Source organism: Massilia arenae (assembly GCF_008014745.1).
Classification (GTDB): Bacteria; Pseudomonadota; Gammaproteobacteria; order Burkholderiales; family Burkholderiaceae_D; genus Telluria; species Telluria arenae.
In genome coordinates, this window is record NZ_VPFD01000003.1 from 312,164 (window position 1) to 331,776 (window position 19,613).

The 19,613-nt window shown below is 65.8% G+C and carries 22 protein-coding genes and 1 tRNA gene; 11 read left to right on the forward strand and 12 right to left on the reverse strand.

Features of this window, described 5'->3' with window-relative positions:
- The first annotated feature begins 29 nt into the window (after positions 1-29).
- Genes FVD38_RS03995 through FVD38_RS04005 form a run of 3 tightly spaced genes read left to right on the forward strand, consistent with a single transcriptional unit; the run spans position 30 to position 3,939 of the window.
- Positions 30-2,042 (forward strand): acetyl/propionyl/methylcrotonyl-CoA carboxylase subunit alpha, encoded by a 2,013-nt coding sequence (locus tag FVD38_RS03995; protein WP_147933619.1) that lies wholly within the window; start codon positions 30-32, stop codon positions 2,040-2,042.
- A gap of 45 nt (positions 2,043-2,087) precedes the next feature.
- Positions 2,088-3,017: a 2-hydroxyacid dehydrogenase gene (locus FVD38_RS04000; RefSeq protein ID WP_147933620.1), complete on the forward strand. Its 930-nt coding sequence runs from the start codon at positions 2,088-2,090 to the stop codon at positions 3,015-3,017.
- Position 3,018: 1 nt separating this feature from the next.
- Positions 3,019-3,939, forward strand: a complete 921-nt coding sequence (locus FVD38_RS04005; RefSeq protein WP_147933621.1) for a hydroxymethylglutaryl-CoA lyase — start codon at positions 3,019-3,021, stop codon at positions 3,937-3,939.
- Positions 3,940-4,010: 71 nt separating this feature from the next.
- Here the strand turns inward: FVD38_RS04005 and FVD38_RS04010 are convergent.
- A tRNA-Pro gene (locus FVD38_RS04010) sits at positions 4,011-4,087 on the reverse strand.
- Between the two features lie 99 nt (positions 4,088-4,186).
- On the opposite strand from FVD38_RS04010, the gene FVD38_RS04015 reads away from it, so the two are divergent.
- Positions 4,187-4,792, forward strand: a complete 606-nt coding sequence (locus FVD38_RS04015) for a hypothetical protein (RefSeq protein ID WP_147933622.1) — start codon at positions 4,187-4,189, stop codon at positions 4,790-4,792.
- A gap of 4 nt (positions 4,793-4,796) precedes the next feature.
- On the opposite strand, the gene rsmI is transcribed toward FVD38_RS04015, so the two are convergent.
- Complete coding sequence (gene rsmI, locus FVD38_RS04020) at positions 4,797-5,702, reverse strand: 16S rRNA (cytidine(1402)-2'-O)-methyltransferase (protein WP_147933623.1); 906 nt, start codon at positions 5,700-5,702, stop codon at positions 4,797-4,799.
- 11 nt (positions 5,703-5,713) lie between these two features.
- Here rsmI and FVD38_RS04025 point away from each other — a divergent pair, with 11 nt between their 5' ends.
- From FVD38_RS04025 to FVD38_RS04045, 5 genes are all read left to right on the forward strand, one after another.
- A complete protein-coding gene (locus FVD38_RS04025) occupies positions 5,714-7,054 on the forward strand; it encodes a penicillin-binding protein activator (RefSeq protein WP_147933624.1) in 1,341 nt (446 codons plus the stop codon).
- A gap of 1 nt (position 7,055) precedes the next feature.
- Complete coding sequence (locus FVD38_RS04030; protein WP_147933625.1) at positions 7,056-7,415, forward strand: YraN family protein; 360 nt, start codon at positions 7,056-7,058, stop codon at positions 7,413-7,415.
- 56 nt (positions 7,416-7,471) lie between these two features.
- On the forward strand, positions 7,472-8,068 hold the full coding sequence (locus FVD38_RS04035; RefSeq protein WP_147933626.1) for a phosphoheptose isomerase: 597 nt from the start codon (positions 7,472-7,474) through the stop codon (positions 8,066-8,068).
- Entirely contained in the window at positions 8,061-8,720 is a 660-nt protein-coding gene (locus FVD38_RS04040) for a BON domain-containing protein (RefSeq protein WP_147933627.1), read from the forward strand. The genes FVD38_RS04035 and FVD38_RS04040 overlap by 8 nt, the downstream gene beginning before the upstream one ends.
- A 72-nt stretch (positions 8,721-8,792) precedes the next feature.
- Complete coding sequence (locus FVD38_RS04045; protein ID WP_147933628.1) at positions 8,793-9,311, forward strand: TlpA disulfide reductase family protein; 519 nt, start codon at positions 8,793-8,795, stop codon at positions 9,309-9,311.
- A gap of 4 nt (positions 9,312-9,315) precedes the next feature.
- On the opposite strand, the gene FVD38_RS04050 is transcribed toward FVD38_RS04045, so the two are convergent.
- The 9 genes from FVD38_RS04050 to FVD38_RS04090 form a co-directional block, all read right to left on the reverse strand.
- Positions 9,316-9,738 (reverse strand): PaaI family thioesterase, encoded by a 423-nt coding sequence (locus FVD38_RS04050; protein WP_229414851.1) that lies wholly within the window; start codon positions 9,736-9,738, stop codon positions 9,316-9,318.
- 84 nt (positions 9,739-9,822) lie between these two features.
- Positions 9,823-11,850: a helicase-related protein gene (locus tag FVD38_RS04055; RefSeq protein ID WP_147933629.1), complete on the reverse strand. Its 2,028-nt coding sequence runs from the start codon at positions 11,848-11,850 to the stop codon at positions 9,823-9,825.
- A gap of 249 nt (positions 11,851-12,099) precedes the next feature.
- The gene (gene lipA, locus FVD38_RS04060; protein ID WP_123068409.1) at positions 12,100-13,092 is read right to left on the reverse strand and encodes a lipoyl synthase; all 993 of its coding nucleotides are present in this window, start codon (positions 13,090-13,092) and stop codon (positions 12,100-12,102) included.
- A 24-nt stretch (positions 13,093-13,116) separates the two neighbouring features.
- Positions 13,117-13,812 carry a lipoyl(octanoyl) transferase LipB gene (gene lipB / locus FVD38_RS04065; RefSeq protein ID WP_123068408.1) on the reverse strand — a complete coding sequence of 232 codons (696 nt, stop codon included), beginning with the start codon at positions 13,810-13,812 and terminating at the stop codon, positions 13,117-13,119.
- 135 nt (positions 13,813-13,947) lie between these two features.
- Positions 13,948-14,214, reverse strand: a complete 267-nt coding sequence (locus FVD38_RS04070) for a DUF493 family protein (protein WP_123068407.1) — start codon at positions 14,212-14,214, stop codon at positions 13,948-13,950.
- Between the two features lie 48 nt (positions 14,215-14,262).
- On the reverse strand, positions 14,263-16,191 hold the full coding sequence (locus FVD38_RS04075; RefSeq protein WP_187271469.1) for a DUF6600 domain-containing protein: 1,929 nt from the start codon (positions 16,189-16,191) through the stop codon (positions 14,263-14,265).
- 121 nt (positions 16,192-16,312) lie between these two features.
- Positions 16,313-16,951: a LysE family transporter gene (locus tag FVD38_RS04080; protein ID WP_147933631.1), complete on the reverse strand. Its 639-nt coding sequence runs from the start codon at positions 16,949-16,951 to the stop codon at positions 16,313-16,315.
- A 123-nt stretch (positions 16,952-17,074) separates the two neighbouring features.
- Positions 17,075-17,362, reverse strand: coding sequence for an HU family DNA-binding protein (locus FVD38_RS04085; protein WP_005664253.1), 288 nt, complete (start codon positions 17,360-17,362; stop codon positions 17,075-17,077).
- An 89-nt stretch (positions 17,363-17,451) separates the two neighbouring features.
- Positions 17,452-17,673, reverse strand: a complete 222-nt coding sequence (locus FVD38_RS04090; RefSeq protein ID WP_147933632.1) for a BrnA antitoxin family protein — start codon at positions 17,671-17,673, stop codon at positions 17,452-17,454.
- A 218-nt stretch (positions 17,674-17,891) separates the two neighbouring features.
- Here FVD38_RS04090 and FVD38_RS04095 point away from each other — a divergent pair, with 218 nt between their 5' ends.
- The gene (locus FVD38_RS04095) at positions 17,892-18,833 is read left to right on the forward strand and encodes a DUF808 domain-containing protein (RefSeq protein ID WP_147933633.1); all 942 of its coding nucleotides are present in this window, start codon (positions 17,892-17,894) and stop codon (positions 18,831-18,833) included.
- 34 nt (positions 18,834-18,867) lie between these two features.
- Here FVD38_RS04095 and FVD38_RS04100 read toward each other — a convergent pair whose 3' ends face one another.
- Complete coding sequence (locus FVD38_RS04100; protein WP_123068402.1) at positions 18,868-19,347, reverse strand: hypothetical protein; 480 nt, start codon at positions 19,345-19,347, stop codon at positions 18,868-18,870.
- A gap of 36 nt (positions 19,348-19,383) precedes the next feature.
- On the opposite strand from FVD38_RS04100, the gene FVD38_RS04105 reads away from it, so the two are divergent.
- Positions 19,384-19,599 (forward strand): NAD-dependent epimerase/dehydratase family protein, encoded by a 216-nt coding sequence (locus FVD38_RS04105; protein WP_229493392.1) that lies wholly within the window; start codon positions 19,384-19,386, stop codon positions 19,597-19,599.
- The last annotated feature ends 14 nt before the right edge of the window (positions 19,600-19,613 follow it).

Here is a 19,613-nt window from a genome sequence, read left to right on the forward strand (position 1 = left end):
CGAACAACCATAAGCGAAAGATAAAGCGCATGTTCACCAAGATCCTCATCGCCAACCGTGGCGAAATCGCCTGCCGTGTAGCCGCCACCGCGCGCCGCATGGGTATTCGTACCGTCGCCGTGTATTCCGAGGCCGACGCCGGCGCCAAGCACGTCGCGGTGTGCGATGAGGCAGTCCTGATCGGCCCCGCGGCCGCCAAGGACAGCTATCTGCGTGGCAGCAAGATCATCGAGGTGGCCAAGGCCACCGGCGCCCAGGCGATCCATCCGGGTTATGGCTTCCTGTCCGAGAACGCCGAGTTCGCGGATGCGGTGCAGGCCGCCGGCCTGGTGTTCATCGGCCCGCCGGCCTCCTCGATGCGCGCGATGGGTTCGAAGTCGGCCGCCAAGCAGCTGATGGAGAGCGCCAACGTGCCGCTGGTGCCGGGCTACCACGGCGACGAACAGGATCCATCGTTCTTGCGCCAGCAGGCCGACCGCATCGGTTACCCGGTGCTGCTCAAGGCCAGCGCCGGCGGCGGCGGCAAGGGCATGCGCGTGGTCGAGCGTTCGGAGGATTTCGAGGCCGCGCTGGCCTCGTGCAAGCGCGAGGCGATTTCGAGCTTCGGCGACGACAAGGTGCTGGTCGAGAAATACCTGATCCGCCCGCGCCACATCGAGATCCAGGTCTTCGCCGACAGCCTGGGCGGTTGCGTCTACCTGCACGAGCGCGACTGCTCGGTGCAGCGCCGCCACCAGAAGGTGCTGGAAGAAGCACCGGCCCCGGGCATGCCGGCGGACCGCCGCGCCGCCATGGGCGAGGCCGCGGTGAATGCCGCGCGCGCCGTCGGCTACGTCGGCGCCGGCACGGTGGAATTCATCGCCAACCAGGACGGTTCGTTCTACTTCATGGAGATGAACACCCGCCTGCAGGTCGAGCATCCGGTGACCGAAATGATCACCGGCACCGACCTGGTCGAATGGCAGCTGCGCGTCGCCTTTGGCGAGCCGCTGCCGAAGAAGCAGCATGAGCTGGCCATCCATGGCCATGCGATCGAGGCGCGCGTGTATGCCGAAAATCCCGAGAAGGGCTTCCTGCCGTCGATCGGCACCTTGCGCCACATGGACGTGCCGCAGGCGGTGGCGTTCGAGCTCGGCGCAGACAGTGTGAACCCGGCAGCAGTGCGCGTGGATTCCGGCGTGCGCGAGGGCGACGCGATCTCGCCGTTCTACGATCCGATGATCGCCAAGCTGATCGTCTGGGGCGCCGACCGCACGCAGGCGCTGGCGCGCATGTCGCAGGCGCTGAGCGAGTTCCGCATCGTCGGCCTCGCTACCAATATCGCTTTCCTGAAACGCCTGGTCGAAGGCGAGGCGTTCGCTAGCGCCGACCTCGATACGGGTTTGATCGAACGCAATCAATCCTCACTTTTCCCGCCCGCGGCCCCGGCCCCGCTCGGTGCACTGGCCCTGGCCGCGCTCGCCCTTACCAACCACGAAACCGTGCACGGCGCCGCCAACGACGCCGACCCATGGAGCCAGGCACGCGGCTGGCGCATGAATGGCGACTACCGCCGCACCCTGTCCTTCAACGATGAGTTCGGCGACTATCGCATCGGTCTGACTTACCGCAATAGTGGGTGGGAAATTGACCTTGATAAGCAGCGCCAGCGCATCGAATTAGTATCGCAGAACGGTACCGAGCTGGCCCTGCGCCTGGGCGAGACCGCCCTGCACGGTTGTGTGCGCCGCGACGGCGACGTATTCCACGTGTTTACCGGTGGCCGCCATCACACCCTGACGTACAATGACCCGATGGCACATGCCGGCGAGATTGAAGCGGCGGGCGGTCGCCTGACGGCGCCCATGCCGGGCAAGGTGGTCGCGGTGCTGGCCCAGTCCGGCAAGGACGTGAAAAAGGGCGAGCCGCTGGTGATCATGGAAGCGATGAAGATGGAACACACGATTTCCGCGCCGAGCGACGGCCTGGTGGAAGAAGTGCTGTACGAGGTCGGCGACCAGGTCGCCGATGGCGCACCGCTGCTGGCTTTCAAGGCAGCATAGACAGACACCTACAAGAACCACCCTGACAAAAAACGAGGGGGAGACATGCGCATTGTCCTGTACCGGGGCGATGGCGTCATCGAGCCGTGGGAACGCGAGTTCTCGGCCGTGATGCCAGGCGTCGAAACGGTCAGCTGGAAAGAGGGCCAGTTGCTGGCCCCCTGCGATTACGCGGTATTGTGGAACCCGGCGCCCGGCCTGCTGGCGCAGCTGGACGAGGTCAAGGCGATCTTCCTGATGGGCGCCGGCGTCGACGCCGTGCTCAAGTTCGGCGATGCGCTGCCGCGCGTGCCGCTGGTGCGCCTGGGCGACGCCGGCATGGGCGTGCAGATGGCCGAGTACGTGGCGCACGCCGTGCTGCGCTACTTCAGGCGCTTCGACGAATACGAACAGCAGGCGCGCCACGGCGCCTGGAACCCGCTGCCCCAGTATCCGAAAGAGACATTCACGATCGGCGTCATGGGCCTGGGCCGGCTCGGCATGCCGGTGGTCGAGGCGATGCGCCATTTCGGCTTCCCGGTGCGCGGCTGGAGCCGCAGCCCCAAGGACATCCCCGGCGTGCCGACCTATGCCGGCATGGAGCAGCTCGACGACTTCTTGCATGGCACGCGGGTGCTGGTCTGCCTGCTGCCGCTGACCGCGGACACGACCAATCTGCTCGACCGCCACCGGCTGGGCAAGCTGGCGCCCGGCGCCTACCTGATCAACGTCTCGCGCGGCGCCATCCTGGCCGAGCCCGACCTGATGACCCTGATCCGCTCGGGGCACATCGCCGGCGCCACGCTCGACGTGTTCCGCCACGAGCCGCTGCCGGCTCCGCATCCGTTCTGGAACGAACCGCGCATCGCCCTCACCCCGCACATCTCGGCGCTCACCATGCGCCTCGACGCCGTGCGCCAGATCGCCGACAAGGTCAAAGCTCTGGAAGACGGCCAACGGGTCGACGACCTGGTCGACCGCCAACTTGGATATTGATATGACCCACCAGAGCGCCCTACCTGCGAAAGTAAAAATCGTCGAAGTCGGCCCGCGCGACGGCCTGCAGAACGAGAAAGAAGCGCTGAGCGCCGACGTCAAAGTCGATCTCGTCGAGCGCCTGGCGCGCGCCGGCTTCGTCAACGTGGAAGCGGCCGCCTTCGTCTCGCCGAAATGGGTGCCGCAGATGGCGACCAGCGCCGAAGTACTGGCGCGCATCGAGCGCCGTCCCGGCACCATCTATTCGGCGCTGGTGCCGAATATGCAGGGCTTCGAGGCCGCGCTGGCCGGCGGGGCCGACGAGGTGGTCGTGTTCGGCGCGGCCTCGGAGGCCTTCTCGCAAAAGAATATCAACTGCTCGATCGCCCAGTCGATCGCCCGCTTCGAGCCGGTGGCGCGCGCGGCGAAAGAACAGGGCCTGCGCCTGCGCGGCTCGATCAGCACGGCCTTCGGCTGCCCCTACCAGGGCGAGGTGCCGCTGGATACGGTGGGCGACGTGGTGGCGCGCATGCGCGACCTGGGTTGCGACGAAATCGACATCGCCGACACCATCGGCGTCTCGACCGCGAAGAAGACGCAGGCCGTGATGCTGCGCGCGGCGCGGGAATTCCCGATCGCGCAACTGGCCGGCCACTTCCACGACACCTACGGCCAGGCGCTGGCCAACATCTATGCGGCGATGGAGGTCGGCGTGGCGATCTTCCACTCCTCGGTGGCCGGCCTGGGAGGCTGCCCGTATGCCAAGGGCGCGACCGGCAACGTGGCGACCGAGGACGTGCTGTACCTGATGCAGGGCCTGGGCATCGAGACCGGCGTCGATCTCGACCAGGTGGTCGATGCCGGCCTGTTCATCTCGCAGCAACTGGGCCGCAAGAGCATCAGCCGCGCCGGGAATGCGATCGCGGCCAAGCGCGCCGGATGAATCGCCGGGGTGGACAACACCCCACAACGAAAAAAGCCGACAACTCACGTTGTCGGCTTTTTTCTTAATGCTGGTCGGAGTACAAGGATTCGAACCTTGGACCCCCTGGTCCCAAACCAGGTGCGCTACCGGGCTGCGCTACACTCCGAAGAAGCGAGATAGTATCGGTTTCGCGTGACCTCGTCAAGTTTCCGTTGCAAAATAGCGAGCTAGTAGTTTTCTAAAGTTAAGTTGAGGTATGTATGTCATGCATATGGCTCTAACGTTTGGCGACCCGGCCAGCCTGCAACGAGGCAGGCGGCGCATCGTCATCGGCGTCGCGGTATCGATCGCGGTGCACGCATTATTCCTGCTGGCGTACCGGAACACGACGTTCAAGACCATGGAGATCGGGCCGGCCGAGCCGACGGTGCTCTCCGTGATGATTGCCCCTCCAGCGCCGCCGCCGCCCAAGCCGGAAATCGTTCGTCCCACGCCGCCCGCCCCGAGCGCCCCGACCGCGCCGCGCACGACCCGCCCGGCGCCACCGCAAGCCGTGATCGCAGTCCCGGAAAGCGCAAGCGCCGCCCCCGATCCATTCGTCGTGCAACAGGAAGAAAGCCCTGAACCGGCGCCGAAGTTCGACATGAACGCCGCGCGCGACGTGGCGCGCGCGAATGCCCACCTGCGCGACCCGTCGAAAGAAGGCACGGCGCTGGCGCAATTCCCTGAGCCGGCGCTGCAGACCGAATCGAGGCTGGCGCGCGGCATCCGCGAAGCCAAGCGGCCCGATTGCAAGGACGGTATTCCAGGCGGGCTGCTGGCGCCGATTTATTTGTTGATGGAGAAAAAGGATTCAGGGTGCAAGTGGTAACCCGTCATTCGCCCTTGATCTGCAAGGCGCGGTCATACAGGGCATTCTTCTTGCGCCCCGTGATCTGCGCCGTCAAATTGGCTGCCTGCTTGACGCTGCATTCGCTCAGCAGAATCTGCAAGATGCGCTCGGCTTCGGCGTCTTCGGCGTCGGTCGCCTCGAGCGCCCCCGCCACCAGCACCACGAACTCCCCGCGCTCCCGGTGCTGGTCAGCCTTGACCCACTCCAGCGCATCCTTCAGTTCGCAGCGGTGCACTTCCTCGAACATCTTGCTCAGCTCGCGGGCAAACACCACCTGCCGGGTCGGCTCGAAGGCCGCCGCCAGCGCCTCGACGCAGTCGACGATGCGGTGCGGCGCCTCATAGAACACCAGGGTCGAGGTCTCGCGTGCCAATGGCGCCAGCGCCGTCTCGCGGCCCTTGGCCTTGGCCGGCAAAAAGCCGACGAAGTGAAAACGGTCGTTCACCAGGCCGCTGGCCGACAGCGCCGCGATCGCGGCCGAGGGGCCGGGCAATGGCACCACGTTCAGGCCGGCGGTGCGCACCGCGTCGACGATGCGCGCGCCGGGATCGGACACGCCCGGCGTGCCGGCGTCGGACACCAGCGCCACGCGCTGTCCGGCGCGCAGGCGCTCGACGATTTTATCGGCCACTTCGCGCTCGTTGTGCTGGTGCGCGGCGATGGTCGGCTGGGAGAGGCCGAAGCGCTGCAGCAGCGCGCCGGTCTTGCGCGTGTCCTCGCAGGCGACCACGTCGGCGAGTGCCAGCAGGTGTAAAGCACGCAGGGTGATGTCAGTAACGTTGCCGATCGGAGTAGCCACGACGTACAGCGTTGCGGTAGGATAGGACTGCTGGGCCGCCTCGCCCATGACGGGAAGTCGGGCGATGTCGATGGTCTGCTGATCTGTCATAAAGGGTTCCGATGCTGAAGAAAAAAAATCTACCGGGCTTGCTCGCGGCCGCCGTAATTACACTATTAGCCGGTTGCGGCAGCACGCCATTGCCTCCCGATACCGGTTGCGGCATGCCGGGTGGCGTGTGCAGTGCCGGTGCGCCGGTAACAAATGCGCCGCCGCCGGCGCCAGCTTACACGCCGCCGCCGCGTGACGAAAGTGGCGTACAGACCAATCCGGTCGAACTGCCGCCGAGCGCCGGCGGCAGCCCGCGCGCCGCGGCGCCATCGTCGGCGCCCTACAGCGGCCCGGCCGTGCGCGTGGCGCTGCTGCTGCCGCTCGACTCGCAGGCGCTGGCCCAGCCGGCCGAGGCGGTGCGCGCCGGCTTCATGGCCGCCCATGAACAGCAGCCCGAAGGCGTCACCGTCAACCTGGTGCCCACCGGCGACTCGGCGCAGGCGGCGCTCGACGCCTACCGCAGCGCGGCCGAACAAAACGATATCGTGGTCGGCCCGCTGGCGCGTTCCGCCGTGGCGTCGCTGGCCACCAGCGGCGCGATCAGCAAGCCGACCATCGCCCTGAACCACCCGCAAGTCAATTCCCCGCTGCCGCGCCAGATGCTGGTCATCGGCCTGTCGCTCGAAGACGAGGCACGCCAGGTCGCCGAATGGGCCGCCAGCGAACAGGCAGGCGGCCAGGCCCTGGTGCTCACCGGCCGCGCCACCTGGCAGCAACGCCTGTCGGGCGCCTTCAGCCAGCGCTGGGCAGAACTGGGCCGCACGCATGCCACGGTCGAACTGCCGGCCGAAGGCGGCTACGTCGATGGCAATGCGCTGGCCGAGCTGCGCGCGCGCCTGTCGGCCGAACCGCCGCAGCTGGTCTACGCCGCGCTCGACGCCAACGGCCTGCGCCAGGTGCGCATGGCGATCGGCACTTCGCTGCCGACCTATGGCACCGCCTCGGTCAACCCGGGCCTCGACATGTCCAGCGTGCCGGCCGAACTGGTCGGCGTGCGCTTCCTCGACCTGCCCTGGACCGTGCAGCCCGACCATCCGGCCGTCGCCGGCTATTCGCGCTGGAGCGCCGGCAGCCAGGGGCTCGACCCGCAGCGCCTGTACGCGCTCGGCATCGACGCCTTCCGCATCGCGCGCGAACTGGCGCAGCGTCCGACCGGCTCGTTCGAGCTCGATGGCGCCACCGGCCGCCTGGCGGTGAACATGGGGCAAGGAGATCGCGCCTTCCGCCGCGTCGAGACCGGCGTCGTGGTGCGCGACAACGGCCCGACCGAACAAATCCTCACCGACGATGCCGGCGGCGACAGCGTCCCGCCACCGCGCCGCGTGTTCGAACCGGTCGCGACCGGTTTATGAAATGTGGCCCCTACGCCTGTCCAGACGGCAGGCCCAGGGCCAGCAATGGGAACGCGCCGCACTCGACTACTTAAAACACCATAAACTGTCCCGGGTCGAAGAGAATTTTCGCTGCAAAGGCGGCGAGATCGACCTGATCATGCGCGATGGCGCAACCCTGGTGTTCGTCGAGGTGCGCCAGCGCGCCGACCGCGACCACGGCGGCGCCGCCGCCAGCATCACCCCTGCCAAGATGCGCCGCCTGGTCTGTGCGGCGCAAGTCTATCTGTTGCGTTTTCCCATCACTCCTCCCTGCCGTTTCGACCTGGTCGCCATCGATGGCGAGCAAATTGAATGGTTGCGGAACATCATTGAAGTGTAAGCAATTTTTACTGCGCTTGCTCAGGTCGGGTTGCCACTGCACTATAATCCTCGGCTATGAATACTCAACGCATCCTCGCTCACTTCCAGGAGAGCGCCGACCTGAAGATGAAGTCGGCCGCCACCCTGGCTCCTTCCATTTCGGCGGCGGTAGAACTCATGTTCAGCGCCCTCTCCAACGGCAACAAGATCCTGGCCTGCGGCAATGGCGGCTCGGCCGCTGACTGCCAGCACTTCGCGGCCGAGCTGGTCGGCCGTTTCGAGCGGGAGCGCTTCCCGCTGCCGGCGATCGCCCTGACCACCGACACCTCGATCCTGACCGCGGTCGGCAACGACTACAGCTTCAAGGAGATCTTCTCGAAGCAGGTGCAGGCATTCGGCCAGGCGGGCGACATCCTGCTGGCGATTTCGACCTCGGGCAACTCGGCCAATGTGCTGGCCGCGGTCGAGGCGGCCCTGGAGCGCGAGATGCGCATCGTGGCCTTTACCGGCAAGGACGGCGGCGCTCTGGCTAAGCTGCTGACCGACGCCGACGTGCACATCAACGTCCCGCATGCACGCACCGCGCGCATCCAGGAAGTCCATTTGTGCGCCATTCACTGCATCTGCGACGGCATCGACGTCGCGCTGTTCGGAGGAGACGAGAATGCGTAACACCCGCCGGCCCATGGCCGCGCTGTTGACCAAGACGCTGTTGACCAAGATCGTACTAGGCACTGCCCTGGCCGCCTCGCTGTCGGGCTGCTTCGGCCTGGTGGTCGGCGCCGGCGTGGCGGGCGCCGTGTCGACGGTCGACCGCCGCACGCTGGGCGCCCAGACCGAAGACAAGTCGATCACGGTCAAGGCCGAGCTCGAAATGCGCAAGGTCACCGGCGACGCCGGCAACGTCAACGTCACCAGTTTCAATCGCCGCGTGCTGCTCACCGGCGAAGTGCGCGACGAAGCCATGAAGCAGGCGGCAGAGCGCCAGGTGCGCGCGATCGCCAACGTGGTATCGGTCATCAACGAACTGCAGGTCTCCGGCTCGTCGAGCTACACCTCGCGCTCGAACGACGCCCTGATCACCACCAAGGTCAAGGCCAGCCTGGTCGACATGAAGACCGTGTCGGCGATCTCGTTCAAAGTCACCACCGAACGCGGCGTGGTCTACCTGATGGGCCTCGTCACCCCGCGCGAAGGCAATATCGCCGCTGACGTCGCCAAGGGCGTCTCGGGCGTGACCCGCGTGGTGAAGATCTTTGAATACATCAACGAAGAAGATCCACGCGTGCGGCAGAACAGCCCCGTGCAGGCTTCGCTGGACTAAAAAAGGCCCTCATCAGCCCACAAGAAGCGGCAGGACTATAATGGTCCTGCCGTTTTTTTATATCGATCGACCATGACCGCTCCCAACTCTTCCCGTTCCTGGTTCAAGCCCGCCGCCATCGGCGCCGTGGTGCTCGCCCTGGCCGGCATCGGCTACGCCTCGTTCAGCAGCACCACGCAGGCGCCGGATGTCACCTTCATCAGCATCGCCGGTGAAAAGATCAGCACCGAATCCTTGCGCGGCAAGGTCGTGATGGTCAACTTCTGGGCCACTTCCTGCGTCACCTGCGTCAAGGAGATGCCGGACATGGTCGCGACCTACAACAAGTACAAGGACCAGGGCCTGGAGTTCGTCGCCGTCGCGATGCAGTACGACCGCCCCGACTACGTGCTGAACTTCGCCGAGCAGCGCAAGCTACCGTTCAAGGTGGCGCTGGATTCGGCCGGCGACATCGCGCGCCAGTTCGGCGACGTCACCCTGACCCCGACCACCTTCCTGATCGACAAGCAGGGCCGCATCCTCAAGACCTATGTGGGCGAGCCGGATTTCGCGGCCGTGCACAAGCTGATCGAGAAGGAACTGGCGGGCTGATTCTTTAAGCTTTAGGGTAAAGAATCATCTGGGTGCAGCGGAACAGGGCGATGGTCTTGCCGCTGGCCTGGTCCGTAACGGTTGCATCCCACACCTGCGTGGTGCGGCCCAGGTGGACCGCGGTGGCGGTGCAGGCCAAGGTGCCTTCGCGCGCGGTGCCCAGGTGGTTCGATTTCAGTTCGATGGTGGTGAAGTTCTGCGCGCCTTCCGGCAGGTTGCTGACGCAGCCATAGCCGGCGCAGGTATCGGCCAGCGTGACCACGCTGCCGGCGTGCAGGTAGCCATTAGGCGCCAGCAGCTGCGGCTCGACCTTCATCTCGGCCGACAGCTTGCCGGGGCTGACTTCAGTGATGCGGATGCCCAGGTGGCCGGGGAGGAACTTGGCGCCGAATTCGTTGAAGGCTTCCGGGGTGTACTTGGTATTCACGTGTGTCTCGATGTTGTTGTAAAAAACGGCATCGTACACCGGGAACGCGTACCTGGTTCGAGTGAAGCTTCTAGTCGGCCGCGCTCAACGCCGCTTGCCGCCGCCCTGCCTGCTGCCTGGCTTGGCGCCCGGCCGGCCGCCCGGCTTGCTCCCCTGCCGCCTGCGCGCCGCCGAATTCTGCTGCTGCAGCACCGCATCGACCCGCTCCGCCGCCTCGCGCGCCAGCTCCTGGGCCAGCTCGATGCTCGGGAAGTATTCCGGCTCACGGTAACCCAGCCAGGCATAGGCCGAGTACACGCGGCAGGTATCCTCGACCTCTTGCAGGTTCATGTGGAACAGGTGCTGCGGATTCGGATGCGGCTGCAACTTGACCACCTTCTTCTTGGCCAGCGACAGCGCCCAGTGTTCCCAGGCGCTTTGCAGCACCGGCACGCGGCTCGAGATCGGCACCAGCGACAGCATGAATTTTTCCGCCACCGACAGCGGCAGCGTGTCGAGCCATTCGGCGCGCTCGTTCTGTTCCTCGGTGATGCGTGGATAGAAGAAGCCGTCCGGCACGTCGATATTGTGCACGAAGCGTTTCAGGAGCTTGACCAGCGAGGTCTCGCCGGTCACCGCCGCGATGCGGTGCAGCTGCTCGAGCGATGGCGCGACCGCGAAGCCGGTGGCGGCCACCGGCGGGACCTTTTCCTTCATCAGCGCGCGCATCACCTGGTGGGTGTCGTCGTCGTAGCCGGCAACGAAGCCTTCCTCGTGCACGCCATAGCGCCCTGCCCGGCCCGCGATCTGCCTGGCCAGCGCCGCCGGGATCTCTTCTTCCTCGACGCCGTTGTACTTGACCGTGGTGGTCATCACGATGCGCGCGATCGGCATGTTCAGGCCCATCGCCAGCGCATCGGTGCCCACCACGATGTCGGCCTGACCTTCGCGGAAGCGCTCGGCCTGGGCCCGGCGCACCTCGGGCGACAGATTGCCGTAGACGGTCGCCACCGATAGCCCCTTCTCGGTGATCATGTCGCGCCACATCAGGACCTCGCGCCGAGAGAAGCAGATCACGGCGTCGCCGCGATGCAGGTTCGACAGCTTGCGCACGCTGGTCGGCTCCATCGACAGCGGCCCCATGCGTTTCAGGACGTGCACCTCGAGCGGCACCTCCAGGCGCTCGGCCAGCGCCTCGATCGCGCGCCGCGCTTCCACCGCGCCAACCAGGTACACGACGTTCGCCGGCGCGCCGCACACGGCGGTGGTCCAGGCAGCGCCGCGGTCGCGGTCGGCCAGCATCTGGATCTCGTCGATCACGGCCACTTCCACCGGCGTCTTGGTGTCGAGCATCTCCACCGTGCTGGCGACGTGGGTCGAACCCTCCACCAGGCGTCGCTCCTCGCCGGTGATCAGGCTGACCTTGATTTCTTCGCCATGCGGCCGCGCGGCCTGCAGGCGCTCGTAGTTCTCCAGCGCCAGCAAGCGCAGCGGCGCGAGATACACGCCGCTGCCGGCCTTGGCCAGCGCTTCCATCGCGCGATGGGTCTTGCCCGAGTTGGTCGGCCCGAGCAGCGCGATGAACTTGCGCTGCATGCGGCTGGCCACCTCGAACGAACGCGGATACTCGGCCAGGTTGATGCTTTCCTTGGTGCGCGCCGCGTGGCGTTCTTCCTCTTCGCGCTCGGCCGCGTGGGTCAGGCGCTGCGAGATGCGCTGGAACACGTACTCGGCCGGCTCGGAGGTTTCGAGTTCATCCAGCACGTCGAGGAAGGTCATCGGGTCCCAGCCGAATTCGTCGGCATCCTCGGCGATGTCGCGCACGAATTCCTCGGTCTCGGCGTGCAGGCGCTGCAGGTCTTCCTCGTTGGTGCGTTCCTCGATCAGCTCGCGCCGCGCCAGCAAGTCCATCTTGCGCCACTTGCTCGGCTTGGCCAGTACGCCGCGTCCCGGCACCAGGCGGTAGGGCACGCGCAAGCCTTCGTACCTCACCTCACCCGAGAAGCGCAGGAAGACGCGGCCTTCAAGCTTGACCAGCTCGATGCCGCGCGCGGCCAGGCCAAGTTCGCGCTCGAGGAAGGCGTCGTCGGGTTCGGGGTTGTCAGCGGGAAGTAGAACTGGGTGATCGCTCATGGCTGGAAGCTGGATATCTGGTTGGCCTTACTATATCGCGCTGGCGCCGGAGACATCGTTCGGATGCCATCGACCGTTAGCGCAAAAACGTCTTTTTTGCCACTGGCAAAAAAGACTCCCCGCGAAGGCGGGGACCCAAGGTGCTTCGAGCAGCCACTGACATCTGTCCAGGTGGTTTGCTCGAGACTTGGGTCCCCGCCTGCGCGGGGACGACGTGCGTACTGAAACTTTACTGCTGCGACGAGGTGCTTAAGCAGCCACGCCCGCGTTATGCGCCTGCTGGTCGGCGTGATACGACGAGCGCACCATCGCGCCCACGGCCGCATGCACGAAGCCCATCTCATACGCCTTCTCTTCGAACATCTTGAAGACGTCCGGGTGCACGTAGCGGCGCACCGGCAGGTGCGAGTTGGTCGGCGCCAGGTACTGGCCGATGGTGAGCATGTCGATGTCATGCTCGCGCATGTCGCGCATCACTTGCAGGATCTCTTCGTCGGTCTCGCCCAGGCCGACCATCAGGCCCGACTTGGTGACCGCGTTCGGGTACATCTTCTTGAAATCGCGCAGCAGTACCAGCGAGTGCGTATAGTCGGCGCCCGGACGCGCTTCCTTGTACAGGCGCGGCACGGTTTCCAGGTTGTGGTTCATCACGTCAGGCAAGCCGTCGGCGAAGATGTTCAATGCTTTTTCGAGGCGGCCGCGGAAGTCCGGCACCAGCACTTCGATCTTGGTGTTGGGCGACAGCGCGCGGGTCTTCTGGATGCACTCGACGAAGTGGCCGGCGCCGCCGTCGCGCAGGTCGTCGCGGTCGACCGAGGTGATCACGACATAGGACAGGCGCAGGTCGGCGATGGTCTTGGCCAGGTTGCCCGGCTCATTCACATCCAGCGGGTCCGGGCGGCCGTGGCCGACGTCGCAGAACGGGCAGCGGCGGGTGCACTTGTCGCCCATGATCATGAAGGTCGCGGTGCCCTTGCCGAAGCATTCGCCGATGTTCGGGCAGCTGGCTTCCTCGCACACCGTCACCAGGTTGTTGGCGCGCAGGATGTCCTTGATCTCGTAGAAGCGCGACGAGGCGGTGGCGGCCTTGACGCGGATCCAGTCCGGCTTTTTCAGACGCTCGACGTCCGCGATCGGCACGATCTTGATCGGGATGCGCGACGTCTTGCTGGCGCCTTTCTGCTTTTCGCTGGCGTTGTAGGCGGATGCGGAGGCGATGCCGGTGTCGATTTCGGAAGTCATTTGGCTCGTTGCCCCAGAAGGGCGTCAGTTGGTTTGTTCGGTTCGGACTTGGCTGGGTTCGATTTGCTGCCCGAGATGCAGGGTCAGGGCCTGGGCCAGCGCCTGCTGGACGTCCGCCAGCGGCGCCTCGACGCCCATGGTGCGCATATCGACCGTAGCCAGTCCCGAATAGCCGCACGGGTTGATCCAGGTAAACGGGGCCAGGTCCATGCCCACGTTCAGCGATACGCCGTGATAGGTGCAGCCGTTGCCGCGCACCTTGAGGCCCAGCGCGGCGATCTTGGCGCCCTTGCGCGGGCCTTCGGCGATATAGATGCCGGGCGCGCCGGCGATGCGCTCACCGGCCAGATTATACGCCCCTAATACATCGATCACCGCCTGTTCGATTTTTTCCACAAACTGGCGCGCGTACAGCTTGCCGCCTGGCTTGTTGCGGCGCAAGTCCATCAACAGGTAGATCACGACCTGGCCCGGGCCATGGTAAGTGACCTCGCCGCCGCGGTCGGTCTGGACCACCGGCACGCCCTGCGGCGCCAGCACGTGGCCCGGATCGGCGCCCAGGCCCAGCGTGAACACGGGCGGGTGCTCGACGATCCACAACTCGTCCCGGGTCTCGGGCGTGCGCGCGTCGGTGAAGGCGCGCATGGCGGCGAAGGTGGGTTCGTAATCGGCACGGCCGAGTTCACGGACGAGCGGCGTTGCTGGGTGAATCGAGGACATGGAATCGGGACGAGGCATCGGGCCATAGTATGGACAGCCCCGTCATTATAAGCCAGCACGATGGGGTGTGCCTGCTGAACAGGCAGCCCGGCCCACCGCCTGTCGATATGGCAATGCGGATATGGCAATGCGTCCTTACAGCACCATCTTGACCATCGGGTGGGTCGACAGGGTGCGGTACACCTCGTCCAGCATCTCGCGGCTGGTGGCGGTGATGGTGACGGTCAGGCCGGTGTAGTTGCCCTTGGCCGAAGGACGGGTTTCCAGCTTGCCTTCGTGGAAAGTCGGATCGAGCTGGGTCACCAGCGCGAGGATGGTGGGAGCGAAATCGATATGGGTCGCGCCCATCACCTTGATCGGGAATTCGCTCGGGTATTCGATGAGGGATTCTTTCGGGTCCATGACTTAATCCTGTGTAAATGCGCATTGTAGCCAATGCCGGCGTTTTCCTCAGCGTTCCTGGATTTGCCGGCCACGTGCATCGGTATGGGCGCGCTGCTCGCCGCCGCCGCGCGGCGTGAAGGCGGGGGCGGAAGGTTGCGGGCGCGGGGCGGGCGGGGCGACCATCTGCGGCGGCGGGGCGAGCCGTGGCGGCGGGGCGGCCACCATCTGCGGCGGCGGACGCACGTCGGGCCGCGGCATCGGACGCGGCTCGGGACGCGAAAAGGATGGCGCCGGATTGGTCGCCATGGCCGGCGGCCGCTGTTGCTGTTGCAGTTGCTGCAATTGCTGGCTGCGTTCGGCCCGCTCGCGCATGCGGTCGCGCTGCTCGCGTTCGCGCTCGGTGTGGCGCCCGAAACTCATGCGGTCAGCCTGCATGCGGTTGTCCAGGTCGCGCTGCATGCGGTCGCGCTCTTCCTGCTGGCGCACGACGCGCTCCTGCTGCTGCATGCGCTCGCGCGACAGGCGCTCGTTACTCTCGCGCTGGCGCGCCATCGGGTCTGGCTCGGGACGGCCGCGATCCTGCACGAAGCCGTCGCGCGTCACCTGGCCGGTCTCCAGGCGCTGGCGCACCTCGCGCCGCTCGAGCAGGTCGCGCCGCGCGTCGTTACCGCGGTTCCAGTCGGCGCGCGCCACCAGCGGCGGCGGCGGGGCGCTGCCCTGGCCGCGCGGCAGCGCGAAGTTCGGGCGGTCGGGGCGCGGCGCGCGCGGCACGACCACTGGTCCACGGCCGCCGAAGTGCTCGCGCGGCACCACGGTCAGGCCGTGGTGTCCCGGCCGCTGCTGGGCCGCGCGGCGGGTGGCGTGGCGCCAGTCGTTCAGGCGCCGCAGGCGCTCGTTGGACAGGCGGTAGCCGGGCACGTAGCGGTCGTAGGGGCTGAGCGGATACCAGCCATGCGCGTGCAGGTTGTGCGAGGCGAAGCCGACGCTCCAGTTGCCGCCGCCGACCCAGCCGACCAGCGCCGGCGACCACACCGGCCGCCGCTCGAGGCGGCCCGGGGCCCAGGCCCAGCGGTTGTGCACCTGCACCCAGCGGCCGTAGTGGAAGGGCGCATAGCCCCATGGCGCGTTGTCGACCCAGGTCCAGCCCCACGGCGCGATATAGCTCCACTGGCCGTCGCGGTAGGGCGTCCAGTCGGATGCCACCACGGTCGGCGTCCATAGGCTGCCGTAGTCGGAATGGGTGCTCCAGCTGCCGTGGCGGTCGAGCTCTTCGTAGCCGGTCATCTCGGTGCCGATGTAGCGCGAGGATTGCTCGGCCACCAGGGTCTGGTCGCGCGTGAGCGCCCAGTCGTCGAATTCATCGCGTCGCGCCTGGCGCGTATTCACGTCCTCGTCGCGTACCTCGGCGCTGCGGCCGGTGCGGACGGTGAGGCTGGCGCCGGCGCCGTCGACCTGGGCCTCGCCATCGAGCACGCTCACCACGCTGGTGTCGGGCACGCGGTCGGCATCCACGCGCAGGCGGCCCGGCTGGGTCAGGCGCACGGTCGCCTGCGCCGTGCGCAGTTCGAACTCGGGCACCACTTCGCTGTTCATGACGCGGATGCTGGCGCTGCCGAAGTGCAGGCGCAGGCGCAGGCTGTCGTCGTCCAGTTCGGTGAGCTCGAGCGAGCTGTCGCCGTCCAGGCGGATCGACGTCGAGCCGATGCGGATCTCGGTGCGGGCGCCGGGCGAGGTCGTGACGAGGTTGCGGGTGGTGACCGGCCAGTTGACCACGGCGGCGTTGCTCTCGGTGCCAATATCGCCGCCGATCTCGACCTTGCCCTGGACCAGCGAAACGCGGCCCACCCGGCCCGGCGGCTCGGTCTCGATGACGCCGTTGCCAGCGACCTCAACCTGCCCTGGCGGGTCGGTCTGCAGCACGGTCTGGGCGGACGCGCAGGTGGAAATCGCAGCCAGAGCGAGCAGGGCGGCGGTATGAAAGCGGCGATGGGTCATGACATGCTCCAGGATGGAACGCGGACGGGGTGGCTCAATCTCATTACAACGCTCGAGCTCCCGCATGGACAACGCGGGTTACACAAAGTTGCATCTGCCGGCCCAGCAGAAATACGATGGTTCAGGCCGGCTGGCGCTTGACGAAGAATAACATCGAGCCGATCAGCACCAGCACCGCGCCGAACACGCGGTTCTGCAGGCGCATGTGGCGCGGATCGCGCATGAAGCGCTGCATCGAGGCGGCCAGGGCGGCGTAGCCGTGCATCACGATCGAATCGATCGCCACCATGGTCACGCCCAGGATCGCCAGCTGGGTGAGCAGCGGCGCATCCTTGGAAATGAACTGCGGCAGCACGGCGACCATGAAGATGATGCCCTTCGGGTTCGTCGTATTGGTGAGAAACCCGGTCAGCACGCGCTTGCCGAACGACGGATGCGCTTCCAGGCCGGCGGTCGACGCCGTCGGGCCGGGCGCCGGGGCGGCGCGCCACTGGCTGACGCCAAGGTAGATCAGGTAGAGCGCACCGATCACCTTGACCGCCGTGAAGGCGACCGAGGATGCCAGCAGCAGCGAACCGACGCCGGCGCCGGCGATGACCAGCACCAGGACCAGGCCGAGCTGCAGGCCGAGGACGGTTGCGCTGGCCTTCTTGAGGCCGTAGGCCAGGCCATGCGACATCGACAGGACCGCGCCGGAACCGGGCGAAATGGCAATCAGCGAACCGGCAATGACGAAGGCGATCCAGGTGGCGAAGCTCATGGTGGTGAAAAAAATGGATGGTGCTGCGGAGGAGGGGGAAGCTACTGCCAGGGAGACAAAAACGGCAAATTCAGCCAGCGCGTGCGACCCGTGAACGGGCCGCGACGCGAGGCCGGGTACTGATTACTTCTTCTTGGTCGGGTTGACCGCTGCCTTCAGGGTCGCGCCAGCCGAGAAACGCGGGCTCTTCGATGCCGCGATCTTGATCACTTCGCCGGTGGCAGGGTTGCGGCCCTTGCGTGCGGCGCGCTTGGTCACCGAGAAGGTGCCGAAGCCGGTGATGCCCACCGTGTCGCCTTTTTTCAGGCGCTCGGTGATGATCTCGATGATGGTGTTCACGGCGTCGCCAGCGGCAGCGCCCGACATCTCGGTGCGCTTCGCGAATTCTGCGATCAGTTCGCCTTTTTTCATAAATCCCTCCGGGGTTAAAAGAGCGGGAAGATTAGCATAAATATTGCTATGTGTAATGCCGCGCCCCGAGGGAAATTTGAAAGGAAGCCTTATGCGACGCCAGATTCGATGACCGGACCGCCCAAACGGTTGCGCAGCGCGGCGTTGATCAGGGTCTGGTAACCGGTGCCGCAACGCTCGGACAGGTTGCGGAATTCCTTCAGCACCTCGTCGTCGAGATAGATCGTGATGCGGGTCTTGCGTTTCGGCGGACGGACGCGGCGGGCTGGAGCGGAAGTGGAAGCGACAGGCTGGATCGAATCGGTATTCATCGGATGATCTCCTTCGTTGGGGGGACGAGGCTGCAGTGCCGCAACCTTCAGCGTTGCACTATACGTATGCAGACCGCCAGTTACGCGGCAAAAGCGACGAGATGCAGATTTCCAGGCATGAAATGCAAAAAGGCGTGCCGAACGGCGTTGTGTACCGTGTAGCCAGCAATTGGCGGCTCGGTTAATATCGTATCAACTTGATATGAAGGAGCAGAACCATGGCTGGAGTCGGATTACTTGCACTCCTGGACGATATCGCCACCATCCTCGACGACGTCGCTGCGATGAGCAAGGTGGCAGCCAAGAAGACCGCAGGCGTGCTGGGCGACGACCTGGCGCTCAACGCGCAGCAGGTCTCGGGCGTAAAGGCCGACCGCGAGCTGCCGGTGGTGTGGGCGGTGGCCAAGGGATCGATGGTCAACAAGGCGATCCTGGTGCCGGCCGCCCTGGCGATCTCGGTCTTCCTGCCCTGGCTGATCACGCCGCTCTTGATGATCGGCGGCGCCTTCCTGTGCTTCGAGGGCTTCGAGAAGATCGCTCACAAATACCTGCACAGCGCGCAAGACGATGCCCAGCACAAGGCGCAGCACGAGGCGGCCGTGGCCAACCAGGCGGTCGACATCGTGCAGATGGAAAAGGACAAGATCAAGGGTGCGGTGCGCACCGACTTCATCCTGTCGGCCGAGATCATCGTGATCTCGCTCGGCGTCGTGGCCGGCATGGCGCTCGGCCAGCAAGCGGCAGTGCTGGTCGTCATTGCGGTGGCGATGACGGTCGGCGTCTATGGCCTGGTGGCCGCCATCGTCAAGATGGATGATGCCGGCCTGCACCTGAGCAAGAGCCAGAGCCAGGCCGTCCGCGGTGTGGGCAGGGGCCTGCTGGCCGCCGCACCACGCCTGATGAAGACGCTAGCCGTGGTCGGCACCGCCGCCATGTTCCTGGTCGGCGGCGGCATCATCTCGCATGGGGTGCCGGCGCTGCACCACTTTTCGCAGGGCCTGGCCGCGGCGGTAGCCGATGTGCCGGCGGTTGGCGGGGTGCTGTCCTTCCTGGCGCCGATCCTGTTCGATGCCGTGGTCGGCGTGCTGGTGGGCGCTGCGGTGCTCGCCGTGGTGACCCTGGTGCAGCGCATGCGCGGCAAGAAAGCGGCCGCACACTGAGTTCCCCTCAGCGCGGGCCACCTGCCCGCGCTGCTTATCCCGGTGTCAAAGGCTGGTCCTTGCGCGTCAGGATCGCCCCGATCGCCAGGCCAATCGCAAACCCCACATACACCACGCCCAGCGCATTGCGCGACAGGCGCTTTTCATACCCCGGCTGCAAGGCCCTGGGCGTCAGCTTGTAGTCGGTGAAGGCGGCGAATGCCGACGTTGCTGCCGAGGAGGCGGCGATGGCCATTGGATTCTTGCCGTCCATTACTCCACCAAGGGCGCGTTCGAACACGAAGGACCAGAAGGTCGCGCTGGCATGGTGGATCAGGTAGCCGGGCACCGTGTAGCGCAGCGAGAAGCGGTCGCGGTAGCCTGCTTTATTCCCATGAACATAATGGCTGACGGCATTGGTCGGTGCGAAGGCGCTGCCTGACTGGATCTTGCCGACCAGGGCCATTGCCACCGTGGAGAGCACGCTGGAGGTCGCACCGGAGATGAGTGCGCGCTGTAATGCCGTATTTTCCATACAATCCTCTTTTACTCGATGTGAAGGGAAGCACGGATGCGGATTTTGCTGACGGGGGCAAGCGGTTTCATCGGGCAACATCTGCTGCAGGCATTGCTCACCGAAGGCCACCACGTCGTGTGTGCGCTGAGAGCAGCTGAAGCGAAGCTTCCGAAAAGCGATGACCCGCGCCTAAGTGTTCAGTATCGTGCGATCATGTTCCTCGCCGTAGCTGGCCTTTGTTCCGTGCAAAAGCTATGCTGGGCGAATTGATTGTTGGGTTCAGC

Excerpts from the sequence above, each read along its gene's own strand:
- FVD38_RS04045 (WP_147933628.1), top strand. The coding sequence starts at position 8,793 with ATGACCGCTCCCAACTCTTCCCGTTCCTGGTTCAAGCCCGCCGCCATC.
- FVD38_RS04075 (WP_187271469.1), bottom strand. The coding sequence starts at position 16,191 with ATGACCCATCGCCGCTTTCATACCGCCGCCCTGCTCGCTCTGGCTGCG.
- FVD38_RS04055 (WP_147933629.1), bottom strand. The coding sequence starts at position 11,850 with ATGAGCGATCACCCAGTTCTACTTCCCGCTGACAACCCCGAACCCGAC.
- FVD38_RS04005 (WP_147933621.1), top strand. The coding sequence starts at position 3,019 with ATGACCCACCAGAGCGCCCTACCTGCGAAAGTAAAAATCGTCGAAGTC.
- rsmI (WP_147933623.1), bottom strand. The coding sequence starts at position 5,702 with ATGACAGATCAGCAGACCATCGACATCGCCCGACTTCCCGTCATGGGC.
- FVD38_RS04035 (WP_147933626.1), top strand. The coding sequence starts at position 7,472 with ATGAATACTCAACGCATCCTCGCTCACTTCCAGGAGAGCGCCGACCTG.
- FVD38_RS04095 (WP_147933633.1), top strand. The coding sequence starts at position 17,892 with ATGGCTGGAGTCGGATTACTTGCACTCCTGGACGATATCGCCACCATC.
- FVD38_RS04080 (WP_147933631.1), bottom strand. The coding sequence starts at position 16,951 with ATGAGCTTCGCCACCTGGATCGCCTTCGTCATTGCCGGTTCGCTGATT.
- FVD38_RS04090 (WP_147933632.1), bottom strand. The coding sequence starts at position 17,673 with ATGAATACCGATTCGATCCAGCCTGTCGCTTCCACTTCCGCTCCAGCC.
- FVD38_RS04100 (WP_123068402.1), bottom strand. The coding sequence starts at position 19,347 with ATGGAAAATACGGCATTACAGCGCGCACTCATCTCCGGTGCGACCTCC.
- FVD38_RS04000 (WP_147933620.1), top strand. The coding sequence starts at position 2,088 with ATGCGCATTGTCCTGTACCGGGGCGATGGCGTCATCGAGCCGTGGGAA.
- FVD38_RS04085 (WP_005664253.1), bottom strand. The coding sequence starts at position 17,362 with ATGAAAAAAGGCGAACTGATCGCAGAATTCGCGAAGCGCACCGAGATG.
- FVD38_RS04070 (WP_123068407.1), bottom strand. The coding sequence starts at position 14,214 with ATGGACCCGAAAGAATCCCTCATCGAATACCCGAGCGAATTCCCGATC.
- FVD38_RS04040 (WP_147933627.1), top strand. The coding sequence starts at position 8,061 with ATGCGTAACACCCGCCGGCCCATGGCCGCGCTGTTGACCAAGACGCTG.
- FVD38_RS04105 (WP_229493392.1), top strand. The coding sequence starts at position 19,384 with ATGCGGATTTTGCTGACGGGGGCAAGCGGTTTCATCGGGCAACATCTG.
- FVD38_RS04015 (WP_147933622.1), top strand. The coding sequence starts at position 4,187 with ATGCATATGGCTCTAACGTTTGGCGACCCGGCCAGCCTGCAACGAGGC.
- FVD38_RS03995 (WP_147933619.1), top strand. The coding sequence starts at position 30 with ATGTTCACCAAGATCCTCATCGCCAACCGTGGCGAAATCGCCTGCCGT.
- lipA (WP_123068409.1), bottom strand. The coding sequence starts at position 13,092 with ATGACTTCCGAAATCGACACCGGCATCGCCTCCGCATCCGCCTACAAC.
- FVD38_RS04025 (WP_147933624.1), top strand. The coding sequence starts at position 5,714 with ATGCTGAAGAAAAAAAATCTACCGGGCTTGCTCGCGGCCGCCGTAATT.
- lipB (WP_123068408.1), bottom strand. The coding sequence starts at position 13,812 with ATGTCCTCGATTCACCCAGCAACGCCGCTCGTCCGTGAACTCGGCCGT.
- FVD38_RS04030 (WP_147933625.1), top strand. The coding sequence starts at position 7,056 with ATGTGGCCCCTACGCCTGTCCAGACGGCAGGCCCAGGGCCAGCAATGG.